This is a genomic window from Streptomyces sp. EDA2-14, from assembly GCF_054963755.1.
This window is the reverse complement of the sequence record NZ_JBUEGE010000014.1, coordinates 161,362-175,208: the sequence shown is the minus strand read 5'-3', so window position 1 is coordinate 175,208 and position 13,847 is coordinate 161,362. Positions and strand designations below refer to the sequence as shown.

At 71.4% G+C, this 13,847-nt stretch carries 14 protein-coding genes; 5 read left to right on the top strand and 9 right to left on the bottom strand.

Annotation, left to right across the window (positions count from 1 at the left end; genetic code table 11):
* Positions 1-22: 22 nt before the first annotated feature.
* Positions 23-475: an ATP-binding protein gene (locus ACY34M_RS28805; RefSeq protein WP_462721232.1), complete on the bottom strand. Its 453-nt coding sequence runs from the start codon at positions 473-475 to the stop codon at positions 23-25.
* 316 nt (positions 476-791) lie between these two features.
* On the opposite strand from ACY34M_RS28805, the gene ACY34M_RS28800 reads away from it, so the two are divergent.
* The 3 genes from ACY34M_RS28800 (at position 792) to ACY34M_RS28790 (ending at position 2,810) form a co-directional block, all read left to right on the top strand.
* Positions 792-1,661 carry a helix-turn-helix domain-containing protein gene (locus ACY34M_RS28800; protein WP_462721231.1) on the top strand — a complete coding sequence of 290 codons (870 nt, stop codon included), beginning with the start codon at positions 792-794 and terminating at the stop codon, positions 1,659-1,661.
* Positions 1,658-1,909, top strand: coding sequence for a DUF397 domain-containing protein (locus ACY34M_RS28795; protein ID WP_462721230.1), 252 nt, complete (start codon positions 1,658-1,660; stop codon positions 1,907-1,909). Before ACY34M_RS28800 ends, ACY34M_RS28795 begins: the two co-directional genes overlap by 4 nt.
* Positions 1,910-1,994: 85 nt before the next feature.
* Complete coding sequence (locus tag ACY34M_RS28790; protein ID WP_462721229.1) at positions 1,995-2,810, top strand: SAM-dependent methyltransferase; 816 nt, start codon at positions 1,995-1,997, stop codon at positions 2,808-2,810.
* A 49-nt stretch (positions 2,811-2,859) separates the two neighbouring features.
* On the opposite strand, the gene ACY34M_RS28785 is transcribed toward ACY34M_RS28790, so the two are convergent.
* From ACY34M_RS28785 to ACY34M_RS28760, 6 genes are all read right to left on the bottom strand, one after another.
* Positions 2,860-4,269 (bottom strand): hypothetical protein, encoded by a 1,410-nt coding sequence (locus tag ACY34M_RS28785; protein ID WP_462721228.1) that lies wholly within the window; start codon positions 4,267-4,269, stop codon positions 2,860-2,862.
* 134 nt (positions 4,270-4,403) lie between these two features.
* Positions 4,404-5,711, bottom strand: a complete 1,308-nt coding sequence (locus ACY34M_RS28780; protein WP_462721227.1) for an MFS transporter — start codon at positions 5,709-5,711, stop codon at positions 4,404-4,406.
* Positions 5,712-5,762: 51 nt separating this feature from the next.
* Positions 5,763-6,740, bottom strand: coding sequence for a PDR/VanB family oxidoreductase (locus tag ACY34M_RS28775; RefSeq protein ID WP_462721226.1), 978 nt, complete (start codon positions 6,738-6,740; stop codon positions 5,763-5,765).
* Positions 6,737-7,180, bottom strand: coding sequence for a hypothetical protein (locus ACY34M_RS28770; protein WP_462721225.1), 444 nt, complete (start codon positions 7,178-7,180; stop codon positions 6,737-6,739). Before ACY34M_RS28770 ends, ACY34M_RS28775 begins: the two co-directional genes overlap by 4 nt.
* A 91-nt stretch (positions 7,181-7,271) precedes the next feature.
* The gene (locus tag ACY34M_RS28765) at positions 7,272-8,558 is read right to left on the bottom strand and encodes a Rieske 2Fe-2S domain-containing protein (RefSeq protein WP_462721224.1); all 1,287 of its coding nucleotides are present in this window, start codon (positions 8,556-8,558) and stop codon (positions 7,272-7,274) included.
* Positions 8,559-8,651: 93 nt separating this feature from the next.
* Positions 8,652-9,788, bottom strand: coding sequence for a zinc-dependent alcohol dehydrogenase (locus ACY34M_RS28760; protein WP_462721223.1), 1,137 nt, complete (start codon positions 9,786-9,788; stop codon positions 8,652-8,654).
* Positions 9,789-9,992: 204 nt separating this feature from the next.
* On the opposite strand from ACY34M_RS28760, the gene ACY34M_RS28755 reads away from it, so the two are divergent.
* Complete coding sequence (locus tag ACY34M_RS28755) at positions 9,993-10,748, top strand: IclR family transcriptional regulator (protein ID WP_462721222.1); 756 nt, start codon at positions 9,993-9,995, stop codon at positions 10,746-10,748.
* A 42-nt stretch (positions 10,749-10,790) separates the two neighbouring features.
* Here ACY34M_RS28755 and ACY34M_RS28750 read toward each other — a convergent pair whose 3' ends face one another.
* A complete protein-coding gene (locus ACY34M_RS28750; protein WP_462721221.1) occupies positions 10,791-12,605 on the bottom strand; it encodes an alkyl/aryl-sulfatase in 1,815 nt (604 codons plus the stop codon).
* A gap of 266 nt (positions 12,606-12,871) precedes the next feature.
* On the opposite strand from ACY34M_RS28750, the gene ACY34M_RS28745 reads away from it, so the two are divergent.
* Positions 12,872-13,564, top strand: a complete 693-nt coding sequence (locus tag ACY34M_RS28745) for a DUF899 domain-containing protein (RefSeq protein WP_462721220.1) — start codon at positions 12,872-12,874, stop codon at positions 13,562-13,564.
* 2 nt (positions 13,565-13,566) lie between these two features.
* On the opposite strand, the gene ACY34M_RS28740 is transcribed toward ACY34M_RS28745, so the two are convergent.
* Complete coding sequence (locus tag ACY34M_RS28740) at positions 13,567-13,788, bottom strand: hypothetical protein (RefSeq protein ID WP_462721219.1); 222 nt, start codon at positions 13,786-13,788, stop codon at positions 13,567-13,569.
* Positions 13,789-13,847: the final 59 nt, after the last annotated feature.

Below are 13,847 nucleotides of genomic sequence, written 5' to 3'. Positions count from 1 at the left end.
GCGCCGGCCGGTCCCCCCGGCATCAGGGGAAGGCGGTCAACTCCGCCCAGACGACCTTGCCGTCGGCCCGCGTGGAGCGCGCGGAGCCCCAGCGGTCCGCCAGTTGCTCGACGAGGAACAGACCCCGCCCGCTCTCCTCGCCGGGGCCCGCCCGGTGCCGGGGCGGGCCGATCGGGGTGCGGCCGGCGTCGTGCAGCTCGATCCTCAGCCGCCGCTCGTCGTCGCTCAGACTGAGGCCGCACAGCACCTGACCGCTGTCGCTGTGCAGCAGTGCGTTCGTGGTCAATTCCGAGACCAGCAGGACCGCGTCGCAACAGGTGTCCCCCGGCACCTCCCAGTACCGGAGCCGGTCGCGCACGGTGTCCCGGGCGGATCTCGCACTGGTCCGCAGAGCGGGCAGCCCGAACCAGTACTCCCGGCCGGGAGCGGGTCGCGCTAAGGCGGCGATCGGGGCCGGGGGTGGGGGGAGAGTCACGAATGTCGCCTTCCAGTGCCTTCCGCGGGGCGGGCGCGGCGTGGGGGGTGCGGCCTACAGCTCGAGCTGCGAGCGGCGTATGCCCAGGTCGGCGCCCTGCGGGGGATGCCGACGCCGGCATCGGCAGCACGGACCCCCGCGGGGCCGGATGCTGCGTCGAAACCGTGGCTCGACCGCTCACAGTGCAACTATGCGCGTGATCGTGCGCCCCCTGCAACCGACTCCCTGATAATTTCAGAAGTGCGGGTATCACTCTGGCGTCGTCATCAAGTCACTGCAAGAATGGTCTTGTTGATATTCCCTCAGGAGGTTGGGCGTGAGTGAGGCCCGTTCCGGCACCAGTGCGCCGACAGTGCTGCGCATGATCCTCGGCCGTCGGCTGCAGGACATGCGACTCGCTGCCGGTGCGTCACTGGAGGACGCGGCAAAGGCACTGCGCGTAAAGACCCTGACGATCCGTCGGCTGGAGAAGGCCGAGGTCGCGCTGAAGCCTCTCTATGTGGAGAAGCTTCTGGAGACCTTCGGCGCAGGCCGCCAGGAGATAGACGAGTTCGTCGACCTGGCCGAGCAGGCCAACGAGCCGGGCTGGTGGCACTCCTACCGGGACGCCGTGCCCAGCTGGTTCACCGCCTACGTCAGCCTGGAGACCGACGCCAAGACCCTGCGTACCTACGAACCCCAGTACGTCACCGGCCTCTTGCAGACCCCTGAATACGCGCGCGCGGTGCTGCGCGGCGGGCTGCCGAACGGCACGGAGGAGGACCTCGACCGTCGAGTGGCGCTGCGGCTGCGCCGCCAGAGTCTCCTGGAGAAGGAGGACGCCCCCACGTTGTGGGTGGTCATGGAGGAAGCCGTCCTGCACCGGGAGGTGGGCAGCGCCGATGTGATGCGGGAGCAGATCGAGCGCCTCCTGGACATGTCCGAACTCGCGCACGTCAGCGTGGACATCGTGCCCTTCTCGGCCGGCGCGCACGTGGGGGCGTGCGCACCGTTCACATACTTCCGGTTCGAGGAACCAGAGCTGCCCGACATCGTTTACAGCGAACTCCTGTCCGCATCCGTCTATCTGGACCAGCGCGCGGACGTCGTCGCCCATCTTGAGGCGCACTCCCGTATGTCGCTGTTGACGTCGTCGGAGGACAGCAGGGCGCTCTTGAACCGTATGCGCAAGGAGTACTCAACATGACGGTCACCCAAGAGGGCGTCTACAACGGGATGCCGGCCCGCAACCTCGGGGAGCACGGCTGGGAGCGTCCCTGGAGCGGGCCCAACGGTGGTCAGTGCGTCGAGACGAAACAGCTCGCCGACGGCCGCGTGGCCGTGCGGCAGTCGACCGACCCGGCAGGACCGGCGCTGATCTACACGCCGGAGGAGATCGCCGCGTTCGTCCGCGGCGTCAAGCAGGGGCTGGCCGATCACTTGGGCGTCGGGTGAACCGGCGGCCGGTTGGAGGAGGGGCGCCGACACCGGTCGCGTTCCCGGCCTGTGGGCCGAAAGACACACCTACGAAGGGGAGCACATGACCACCAGGCAGGCCGGGCGGGGCCTCGACACGAGCAAGGCCCACTCGGCCCGGATGTACGACTACTTCCTCGGTGGCAAGGACCACTTCGAGGTGGACAAGGAGGCGGCCATGCTCGCCGCCAAGGCGCATCCGGGCCTGCCCGTGACCGCCCGTGAGAACCGGGCCTTCATGCACCGGGCCACCCGCGTGCTGGCGCAGGAGCACGGCATCCGCCAGTGGCTCGACATCGGCACCGGCATCCCGACCGAGCCCAATCTGCACCAGGTCGCCCAGTCACTCGTGCCCGAGGCCCGCGTCGTGTACGCGGACAACGACCCGATGGTGCTCAAGTACGCCGAGCGTCTGATGCGCAGCACGTCGCAGGGACGCACGGCCTACGTCGAGGCCGATGTCACCGATCCGGACTCGCTGATGGACGCCGTGGAGGACGCCGAGGTCCTGGACTTCAGCAAGCCCATCGCCCTGTCCCTGAACGCGCTGATGCACTTCGTCACCGACCCGCACGACCCGTACGCGATCGTGCGCCGGCTGCTGGAGCCGCTCCCGGCGGGCAGCGCCCTCGCCATGAACCACTGCACGCCCGACTTCGACCCCGAGAAGTGGAACGCGGTGGCGGAGGCGTACACCAAGTCCGGCTCCCCGGTGCAGTTCCGCTCGCACAGCGACGTCCGCCACTTCTTCGACGGGCTCGACCTGATCGACCCCGGCATCATCTGCTGCCACCGCTGGCGCCCCGAGCACCCGGACGACGGCGTGGAGATCGCGGACGCCGAGATCAGCCTGCTCGCGGGGGTCGGCATCAAGCGCTGAGCGGATCCCGGCCGGTGGAGCGGGGCGGCGCGGATCGCGCGGGCGATCCTCAGCCGCGCCGTTTCCGCAGGTACCGGCGGGCCAGCACGAGTCCGCCCGCCACGGCCGCGGCGCCGCCCACCGCCGCGCCGCCGACGACGTAGGGGGACCGCCGGACGCCGTCGACGTCGGCGGGCAGCGCGACGCTGTCGTTGCCGTGGGTGCGGTCGTACCTGCCGACGACGCGGACCGTGCCGCTCGCGCCGGGCACCTTCTCGTCGATACGGACACGCGCGGTCACGGTGGTGCGGGCGCCCTTGCGTCCGTCGATCGACTCGAACGCGTCGCCGCGCAGGGCGCAGCGCCAGGCACGGGATCCCTTGGCCGGGTGCTCGCAGGCGTTGGACATCGGGTCGCCGTCGACCGTGTAGGGCGTGCCGGTGATGGTGGTGCCTTCGGGCGGGACGATCTCCACGCGGTCCGGGTTGATGCCGGGCAGCTTGCCGCCGTTGACGTTGCGCGCGCCGATCCGCACCGTCACGGTGTCGCCCACCCTGCCGTGGACGGCTCCCTCGACGACCGGGGCGTAGTCGAGTTGCGCGGTGCCGTGCACGATCAGTGAGCCGGTGAGGCTGCCGTCCTTGATGTCGCCCCCGGGCAGACGTTCGAGCTTCAGTTCCGGGCCGCTCCCCCGCCATGGATAGGCCGCCTTGTCACGTGCCGCGTACGGCAGTTCGTAGCGGACGCTCTCCGCCGGCATGTCCGCGTCCAGGTGCCCGGTGATGGGCTGGGCGAGCCGCCACGCGCTGTGCGGCGCCAGGGGTGTGTCGAACTCGCACCACACGCGGTCGCTCCCGCGCGAATCCTCCTCGGGGTACCAGCAGTTGCGGTACTCCTGGTCCATGCTGAGGTGACGCCCGTAGGTGCTCATGTTCAGCGCGAACCGGTCGACCCGCCAGCGGCTCCGGTTCGCGAAGACCGGTCGCAGCAGCGCCGGTTCGCCGGGCTTCACGCGACCGGGCACCCGGTGCGCCCCGCCCGTGGTCAGGTCCGGCGGCTGCACCTCCATCCGCACGTCCGCGCGCACCGCCGGAGCGTTGTCGGCGCGTGCGGTGATGTGCACCGTGCCCCCGTCGCCGGGGGCTGCGTCTTCCTTGCCGCGCAGGTGGAACGGGCTGAAGTGGGCGGCGTAGCGCAGCGAGCGCGGGGCGAAGCGGCAGCGGAACACGTCGTCGTCCGCCGTGCAGCGGTGTCCAGGAGTCATCGTGCCCACGTCCCGCAGGGCGCGGGCGTCCACGGTGATCTCGACGTTGCGGGCCACGCCGCCGTGCGGCCCCACCAGCCACTTGGGCGCGTCGTACAGCGCGTCGGCGCCCTCGTCGGCGTCGTACAGCCCGGCCCTCTCGGGCACGTCGAGGGTGAGCCGCGCCCGTCCGTCGGCTGCCGGTGCGGCGACGGCCGGGGCCGCCGCCGCGGTCATGGCCAGCAGCGTCCCTGTCACCAGTGCCGCGCCCCGCCGTCCAAAGCGTCGGCCGTGTCCGCGTATCCGCAAGGCCTCTCCCCCGTGCTCGGTCCTCCGTCGGCCCCGCTGGTCGGCGGGGCCTCGAAGGCACCCTACGAGACCCCTTCCGGGACACCGCGCCGGGTCCTGTCGGCGCGTACCGGAAGGATGGCGAGAACGGCCAGGACCGGTCCGGCGGCGAGCGTGGCGAACGCGGCGTTGAAGGAACCGGTCGCCGAGAACACCGCGCCGACCGCCAGCGGCACGAGGACGCTGCCGAGCTGCCACATGGCGTTGGCGAGACCGGACGCGGTGCCGGTCACGGACGTCGGCACCAGCCGGGGCACGAGGGCGACGAGCAGCGGGGTCCAGCCGTAGGCCGCCGCGCCCAGCAGCGGTGACAGCAGGATGAATCCGGTCGCCGTCGTGAGCCGGCCGAACCAGAGCAGGGCGAGCGCGAAGACACCGAAGATGACGATGCTCGGCACCTTGCGGGCGCCTCCGCAAAACCGGTCGGTGACGAAGCCGACGAGGGGTTTCACCACCACCGCGCTGATCGCGAAGACGGACACGACGAGTCCCGCGTCGCCGGGCGACACACCATGTCCCCTGATCATGAGCGCGTTGGCCCAGGTGACAAAGCCGTACAGGCCCCAGAAGGCGAAGAAGCCGGTGACGCAGACCAGCAGGTAGTCACGGTTGCGGGCCATCCCGGAGAAGTCGGGCCGGCCGCGGCGGACCGCGTCGGCCTTGGGCACAGCCTTCTTCTTCTCGGTGACGTGCCCCGGTGCGTTGCGCAGGAGCAGGAACAGGGGCGCGGCCACCACGATCGAGAGGATCCCGAACACGTGGTACGAGGTGCCCCAGCCGTGCCAGGCGATCATCGCGGGGACGACCGCGTTCGCTATGGCGGTGCCGAGCGAGGTCGCCGTGGTGAAGATGCCCATGGGCAGACCGAGGCTGCCGGACGGGAACCAGCTGGAGATGAGCCGCACGCCCGCCGAGTAGTCGGCCCCGGCGAAGAGACCGACGACGGCCTGCACGGCGATGCCCACGGCGGCGTTGGGCGTGGAGCCGAAGACCGTCATGAACGTTCCGGCGCCGGCCAGCGAGACGGTGAGGACGATACGGGGGCCGTACCGGTCGACGCCCAGTCCGCCGAGCGCGTTGGAGATGACGTAACCGACGTAGTAGGCGGTGGCGAACACACCGAGGCTGGCGAGTGGCACACCGAGGCCGTCCCCGACGAAGACGGAGGCGGGGCCCCAGGTCGAGCGGTCGATGGAGGTGAGCGTGAAGGACAGCCAGCAGGCGGTGAGCACCACCCAGCGGTAGCGCGAGGGCGGTGCGGGGATGGTGTCCGTGTCCCCGTCGGCTCTGGGGACCTCGGCCGTGCGGACAGAGGGGTGGGGCAGGTTCATCGTCGAACCTCCGCGGTTCATGGTGCTGCGGTGGGTGGGCGCGAGGTGGGGTCAGAGATCCAGCACGAGGCGCCGTGAGGCGCAGCCGCCGACGCAGATCATCATGGAGGTGCAGGCTTCGCGTTCCCGCTCGTTGAGGATGGTGTCGGCGTGCACGGGCCGACCGTCGAGAACCTTGGTCTCGCACGTTCCGCAGAAGCCCTCTTCGCAGGAGGAGAGGACGTCCGGGTGCACCGTGCGCACGGCTTCGAGGATGGACGTGCCGGGTTCGACGGTGACCGTCCTGCCGGTGCGGGCGAGTTCGACGTCGAACGTCCGGTTCGCCGTCTCGTCCGTCGGGGCAACCGGGGTCGGGCTGGCGTTCGGGTCGGCGGTGAACTGTTCCGTGTACAGGGTCGGTCCGGTGTCGCCGCAGGCTTCCCGTACGGCGCCGAGGAGTCCGGCGGGTCCGCAGGCGTACACCGCTGCCCCGGACGGGGCGCGGGAGACGATACCGGCCAGGTCGAGAGGTGCGCCCTCGACGAGATCGATGTCACCTCCGAGGGCGCGCACCTCGCGGGTCAGCGCCATGCTGGTGGCGCTTCGCCCGCCGTAGTGCAGTTCCCAGGAGGCGCCGCGGCGCGCTGCCTCGCGGGCGAGGGCGAGCACCGGGGTGATCCCGATGCCGCCGGCGAGGAAGACGTAGTGCTCGGCGGCGTGCAGCGGGAAGTGGTTGCGGGGGCCGCGGATCGGGAGGACGCGGCCGACGAGGGCGGTGTCGTGGATCTCGGCGGAGCCCCCGCGCCCGTCCTGTTCCCGCAGCACCGCGACCGTGTAGTCGGCGGCGTCGGGCTCGCCGCACAGCGAGTACTGGCGCACGGTGCCGGAAGGCAGTCGTACGTCGATGTGGGCGCCCGCCTCCCAGGACGGCAGTCGGCTGCCGTCGGGAGCGGCGAGGGTGAGGGAGACGACGCCCTCGGCTTCGAGGCGTGCCGCGGTGACGACGGTGTCGAGCCAGCCGTCGGCCGCTGCCTCGTTCGGCCCGGTCATGCCATCGCCTCCGCCGTGTCGCGGCTGCCGCCCCGGAGCACTTGGAGCAGGTGCAGGACGGGCGGCATGTCCGGGACCACGACGACGGTGTCGGCGTGGTCGCGCACCACCGCCGCGGCGGCGTCCTCCTCGGCCCCGCTCCAGGCGAGGTCGGGTGTGACGACCACCGCGCCGAGCAGGGTGCCGGTGGCGCGGGCCGCCGCGCCGAGCCGGGCGACCGTGGCGTGGTCGACCGTGGCGAGGTCCCGTACGAGCAGGGTGATGACGTCGGCGTCCTCGACGTACCGGGGCAGTACGTCGGTGGGCGGCAGGTCGTCGGCGACGGTGATGCCGGGGAGTTCCTCGCGCAGGGCGGTGAGCGAGGCGCGGGCCGTGGGGTCGAGGGGGACGAGCAGGACGTCGGCTTCGTAGGACCGTCGGGTCCACGCGTGTGTCGACATGGCGACCACCTCTCCTTTCTTGCTGGTCTCTTGCTGGTCGGAGCCGGCGCGAAATGGGCGCCGGGCTCCGGGTGGCGGGGAGGGTGGTGTGTCAGATGGAGACGAAGTCCTCGCCGTCGCGGACGACGAGCGCGTCGGCGGCGCCCTCCTGGAAGGGCACCTCCTTGGGCACCAGGACGGAGGCGGAGCGGACGCGGTGGTGTGCGGCGCGGTCGCCGGGGACGGGGTCGGCCTTGCCCGCGATCTCCGCGGCGGCGAGCAGTCGGCGGCGGGCGAGGATGATCGCGGCGTCGGAGGTGCCGAGGCGTTCCTTGGTGCGGTCGACGATCGGGCCCATGCTCTCCTGGAGGGAGAAGTCCTGGGCGGCGATGCCCGCGACGCCGGAGAAGGACTTCTTGTCCTTCTGCGCCTGGCGGTCGATGAGGTAGTCGTTGGAGGCGTTGGCGAGGGTGTCGTACGTGCCGGGGATGTACTTGGCGTGGATGCCGTCGCCGTTGCGCGCGGCGGCGAGTTCGGCCCCGGTGAGCTCGCGGGTGGGGTGGTAGTTGATCGACCAGGCCCAGCAGGTCTCGTCGTCGATGGGGACCCAGGCGTGGGCGCCGAGCGGGTTGTGGGTGCCGAACGGCGGGATGATCGTGTACCAGGGCATGATCCACTGGGTGATGCGCCAGTAGTACCGCTCGTCGTCGACGTTGCGGCGGGCGCCGATGAGGAGTCCGCCGTCGGACTCGACGACCTCGAACTTGGGCCGGGTGTCGGCCTTCAGGTACTCGATGCCGGCGGTACCGGCGTGCATCGGGTCGTCGTCCATGTTGAAGCGGTGCGCGAAGGACACGTGGCTGGAGTCGATGCCGCCCTCCATCGCCTGCATGAAGTTCGTCATCTGGCGGCGCTTGGTGAGGACGACGTGCCCCTCGGGCAGGCCCGCCCATTCCAATTCGGGCAGTTCCGGCTTGAGTTCGGCGGGACCCATGTAGGTCCAGATGACACCGCCGCGCTCGACGCACGGGTAGGCGGGCTGCTTGATCTTCTGGCACATACGGCTCTCCGGGGGCTCGGAGGGCATGTCGACGCAGTTGCCGTCGATGTCGTACTTCCAGCCGTGGTAGGCGCAGCGCAGCCCGCCCTCCTCGTTGCGGCCGAAGAAGAGGGACGCGGTGCGGTGGCTGCACATCTCGTCGAGGAGGCCGATGCGCCCCTCGCTGTCACGGAAGGCGATGAGCTTCTCGCCGAGCAGCTTGACGCGCACGGGCGGGCAGTCCGGTTCGGGCAGTTCCTCGGCAAGGAGCGCCGGAATCCAGTAGCGGCGCAGCAGGGTGCCCATCTCGGTGCCGCGGTCGGTGCGGACGAGCCGCTCGTTCTGTTCACGGGTCAGCATGGTGAGGCTCCTGTCATTGGTACGGGTGAGCCGGGCGTGCGGCGGTGCTGCCCGGCCGCACGGCCGTGGAAGGGAAGTGCTGTGGCGCGTCGGTCAGTTCGCGTGCGGGCGGACCACGACGTGCGGGGTCTCGGGCCCGGTGCCCGCGGCGAGGCGGTCGAGCATGGCGCCCGTGCCGTCGAGCGTGGTGTCGGCCGAGGGCACGTGCTGCAGCCGGGACGTGCCGTCGGCGAGGGAGGAGATCGCTTCGGTGATCGCCTCGGGGCGCCGGCCGCGGACGGCGGTGACCGTGAGATTGCGGCGGGTCATGGCCGCTGTGTCGAGCGGGACTTGGGCGGGGTTCTTGGGGGTGGTGAGGACGAGCCGGCCGCCCTGGCCGAGGAGGTCGACGGCGACCGCGAGGACGTGCGGGGCGGGGCCCACGGTGTCGACGACGACGTCGGCGGACCCGGAGCCGAGCACGCGCCGGACGCCGTGGGCGAGTTCGTCGCCGGTGTCGGCGGTGACGGGGAGCGCGCCGATCCGTTCCGCCATGGCCAGGCGCGCGCGGTCCCGGCCGAGGCCCGCCACGATCACGTCGGCACCGGCCCTGCGGGCGGCGGCGGTGACGGCGAGGCCGTGGTAGCCGGGGCCGAGGACGACGACGGTCTCACCCTTGCGGACGCCGCCCGCGCGGACCGTCCAGTCCAGGGCGTTGGCGTAGGGCAGGACCCAGGCCGCGAGTTCGTCGGACAGGCCGTCCGGCAGGGGGTGCAGCACGGCGTTGGGCGGCAGCAGCAGGTACTCGGCGTTGCCTCCGTACAGTCCGGGCTCCTCGTCCACCGGAATGGTCCCGATCCGGCGGCCGCCGCCCCACAGGTCGGTGTCGGGGCACAGCCGGTACGCACCGGAATCGCAGGCAGGACAGGTGCCGCAGGGGAGGTACTCCTCCACCACGGCACGCTCCCCCACCGCTGCCGACCAGCGGCGCGCGCCGGGGTCCGCGGCGATCTCCGCGACGGTTCCGGCGACGTGGTGTCCCAGCACCGTGGGTGCGGCGAGGCCGCGTGCGTACAGGTTGACGTCGGTGCCGCAGATACCGGCCGACGCGACGCGCAGCCAGCCTTCGCCGGGCCGTGCGGATCTCGTCGGCAGCCTGCGTACTTCGCCGCGGGCTCCGGGCAGAGCCACGGCCGCGCGAACCGATTCCGGTACCGCTTCCGGTACCGCGGTGGCAGCGGTGTCGAGCACGACCCACCTCCTTACTATCACTGTGCGATACGCTCTTATCGCTTAGTGATTCGATAAGGTAAGCCGTCGATTCGGGCCCGTCAATGGGTGTGCGGCAGGGAGACGTCCGGCGACGGGATCGCTGGGAGAGAATCGTGATCTTGCTGTGCGATGCCGCGACTAGAGTGGTCCGGATCGATCGGCAACCGCGCGGAAGGACAGTGCATGGCAGCCTCGAAGGCAGGCGCCGACAGTGGGCGCAGGGCACTTGACCTGCTGTTCGCCTTCACGGAACAGCGCCCCGTGGCCTCGGTCCGGCAGCTCGCGGAGGAGTTGGCGATCCCCGTGCCCACGGCGCACCGCTACGTGGCGCTGCTCAAGGACATGGGGCTTGTCGAGGAGCGGGACCGCGGGCAGTACCACCTGACGATGCGCGTGGCGGCCCTCGGCCGGGCCGCGCGCCGGGCCACGCCGCTGGTGCACATCGCGGAGCCGTACATGCGCGAACTGTCCGAGCAGATCGAGGAGTCCGTGCTGCTCGTCCGCATGGTCCACGGACTGCCCGTGTGCATCCACCGCGTGGAGAGCCTGCGCCCGTTCCGGCTGTCCTTCGAGACCGGCCAGAACATGCCGCCGCTGCGCGGGGCCAGCGTCCGGCTCCTGATCGGGGCCATGCCGGCGGACGAGCGCGAACGCTATGTCGACCGGGCGCTCGCCGCGGGCACGGAGCCGCCGGTGCACGGGCGCGACGCGTTCCTCGCCGAGATCGAGCGCGCCGTCCAACAGGGCTACGACATCAGCCAGGAGGAGATCGACCAGGGCATCTGGGCGGCCTCGGCACCCATCAAGGAGGGCCCGGTCACCCGCGCCGCGCTCTCCGCGCCGTGTCCCGCGTTCCGGCTGGACGAGGGCAAGCGGGAGGCGGTCCTGGGGCAGGTGCGGGCGGCGGCCGAGCGGATTTCGGCGGCGCTCAGCAGCTGAGGCGCCCCCTCACCGACCGCGGGAGCGCAGCCCCCGTCCGCGTCAGGGCGTCACGATGGCGAAGTTCGGGTTCGGCCGGTCCAGCAGGCCGAAGAGCCGGGCCAGTGCGGTGGCGTCGCCCTGCTGGCCGATGCCGTCGAGGCCCTGGCCGTCGAGCATGGCGAGCAGTTGGGCCTTGGTGAGCGTCAGGGTCAGGTCGGCGTCCGTGTTCCTGGGGTCCTGGAAGTGGACGAGCGCGCCGTTGGAGAGTTCCATGCGGTGCGTCTCGGCGAGGTCGATCACCTTCCATACGATGCTGAGGCGCACGTCCCAGGCGCGCGGGCCGTTGACGCGGATGGCCAGCGAGTCGAAGATCTGCGTCACCGAGAGCGCGGAGGCCATGCTCGCCGCGAGCGCGATGGAGGTCTTCGGGGCGCCCTCGGTCAGTTCGTGCGCCCCTTCGAGGAAGAAGTTCCGCCAGGTCGCGCACTCGGCGCCGTACCCGAGCCGGGTGAGTACGTCTGCCAGCAATTCCTTGGCACCCGTGTGACCGGGGGCGCCGAAGACGACGTGGGAGGCGAGTTCGGCCGCGAAGCGGAGGTCGCCCTCGTCCGCGAAGGTCCGCGCGGCGGCCACGGCCCGGTCGGCCCCGCCGAGCGCGCGGACGTACCGCTCGCCCTGTGCCTGCGGCGGGTGCTGCCACAGGTGGGCCGGGTTGCCGTCGAACCAGCCCATGTACCGCTGGTAGACGGCCTTCACGTCGTGGGAGACGGAGCCGTAGTAGCCGCGGGCGTGCGAGGCGTTCGCCAGTTCGGGCGGGAGTTCGAGCTCCTCGGCGATCTCGGTGCCGGTCCGTCCGGAGTTCATCAGGCGCAGCGTCTGGTCGTGCAGATAGCCGTACAGGTCGCGCTGCTGGGACAGGAAGCGGGCGATCCGGTCTGTGCCCCAGGTCGGCCAGTGGTGCGAGGCGTAGACGACCTCGGCCTCGTGGCCGAAGAGTTCGAGGGCCTCGTTCAGGTAGCGGGACCACATGCGGGCGTCGCGGACCTGCGCCCCGCGCAGGGTGAGGAGGTTGTGGAGCGTGTGGCAGGCGTTCTCGGCCATGCACAGGGCGCGCCGGTCGGGAAGGTAGAAGTTCATCTCGGCGGGCGCCTCGGTGCCCGGTGTCATCTGGAAGACGAACTTCACCCCGTCCAGGACCTCTTCCTGTCCGGTCCTGGTGACGGTCACGCTCGGCGGGATCAGTCCGACGGCGCCCGACGACGTGGCCATGCCGAGTCCCATGGTGAACTGCCCGGTGGGCCCGACGGGGGTGCCGAAGGCGGAGAAGTACATGCCGCGCCGGATCATCGCGGTGCCCGCGTACACGTTCTCGGAGACCGCGTGCTCCATGAAGTGCTCGGGTGCCACGACCGGTACGTCCGAGTCGGGGCCGATCACTCCCATGACGCCGCCGAAGTGGTCGAGGTGGGGGTGGGTGTAGACGACGGCGGTGACCGGCCGGTCGCCGCGGTGGGCGCGGTACAGGCCGAGCGCGGCGGCGGCCGTCTCGGCGGACACCAGCGGATCCACCACGACCACGCCGCGCTCACCCTCGATCAGCGACATGTTCGACAGGTCGAGGCCGCGCACCTGGTACAGGCCGTGGGCGACCTCGTAGAGGCCCTGGCGCGCGCACAGCGCCGCCTGCCGCCACAGGCCGGGGTGGACGGTGTCCGCGGGCTCCGAGCCCTGCCGCAGGTAGGCGAAGGCGTCGCTGTCCCAGACGGTCGCCCCGTCGGCGTTCTTGACCACACCTGGTTCCAGGGCTGCCACGAACCCCTTGTCGGCCTCGGCCGCGTCGGTTCCGTCGTCCAGGGGCAGGTCGTGCGCGGGCATGGGTCCCTCCTCGGGTGCCGGGCCCCGGAGCGGCCGGGATCCCGCCCTTGCGCGGGTCCCCCCACCACGGGCCCTGGTGCCCCAGCCTCTGGGGCGGCCGGGGCGGGGACCATCGGGACTGGGCCGACCGGGTGACACGGCGCGGCGGAAACCCGTGTCGCGCCAAGAGGACCGGCGACCGATGACTTTCGGCGCCGGGGAGGGTCTGCACCCACGTAAGGCAGAGCGCGCGGCCCGCGCGCCGCACCCGATCCTCCGGAGGCACCATGTCCACCACCGGCAAAGCCCTGCCGCCCGTCGTCGACCGCGCCACATGGGAGAAGGAGCTGGCGGCGCTGCGGGTCCGGGAGAAGGCCGCCACCCGGGAGCTCGACGCCATCGCCGCGCAGCGCCGCCGGCTGCCGATGGTCGAGCTGCCCGACTACGTACTGGAGGGCGAGGACGGGCCGGTGCGGCTCGCCGAAGTCTTCGGTGAGCACCCGCAGTTGATCGTGTACCACCACATGTGGCACGAGGGCGCCGAGTGGCAGTGCGGCGGGTGCACCGGCTTCACGTCCCAGTTCACCCGGCTCGCGGGGCTGGAGAAGTTCGACGCGCGCTTTGTGATCGTCACGCAGGGGCCGATCGACGAGGCGCTCGCGTACCGGCGCACGGTCGGCAATACGATGACCTGGTACTCCACGGCGAACAGCCCGTTCGGCGCCGACCACGGGGCGCCGCCGGACGCCGGGTTCGCGGTCAACGTGTTCCTCCGTGACGGCGACACCGTGTACCGCACCTGGCACACGGACGGTCGCGGCACCGAGCAACTGAGCTATCTGTTCGGTCTGGTGGACCTGTTGCCGTACGGCCGGCAGGAGGAGTGGCAGGACTCCCCCGCCGGCTGGCCGCAGTCACCGACGTACAGCCGGTGGGCGTCGCCGCAGGAGATCGCGGCGGCGTACGGCGAGCGCGGCTGAGGTCAGGCGTCCTCGACGCCGAGCACGCGGTGCACGGTCTGCTGGGCTTCGTAGAAGTCCGTGTCGGAGACGTCCGGATCGTCCTCGGTCCGCTCGAGCCAGTCCGACATCTCGTCGGGCGACCAGCGGTCGAAGTCCTTGGGGATGTCCAGTGTCGTGGTGTTCATGCGCAGCCGGGCGACGGCTGTCGCTTCCTCGACGCTGATCGTGTTCACTTCGGTCATCGCGCCCCTCCCATCGGGTCTTCACGGGATCGGACCGGCGACCTTGCCAGACGCGCCCC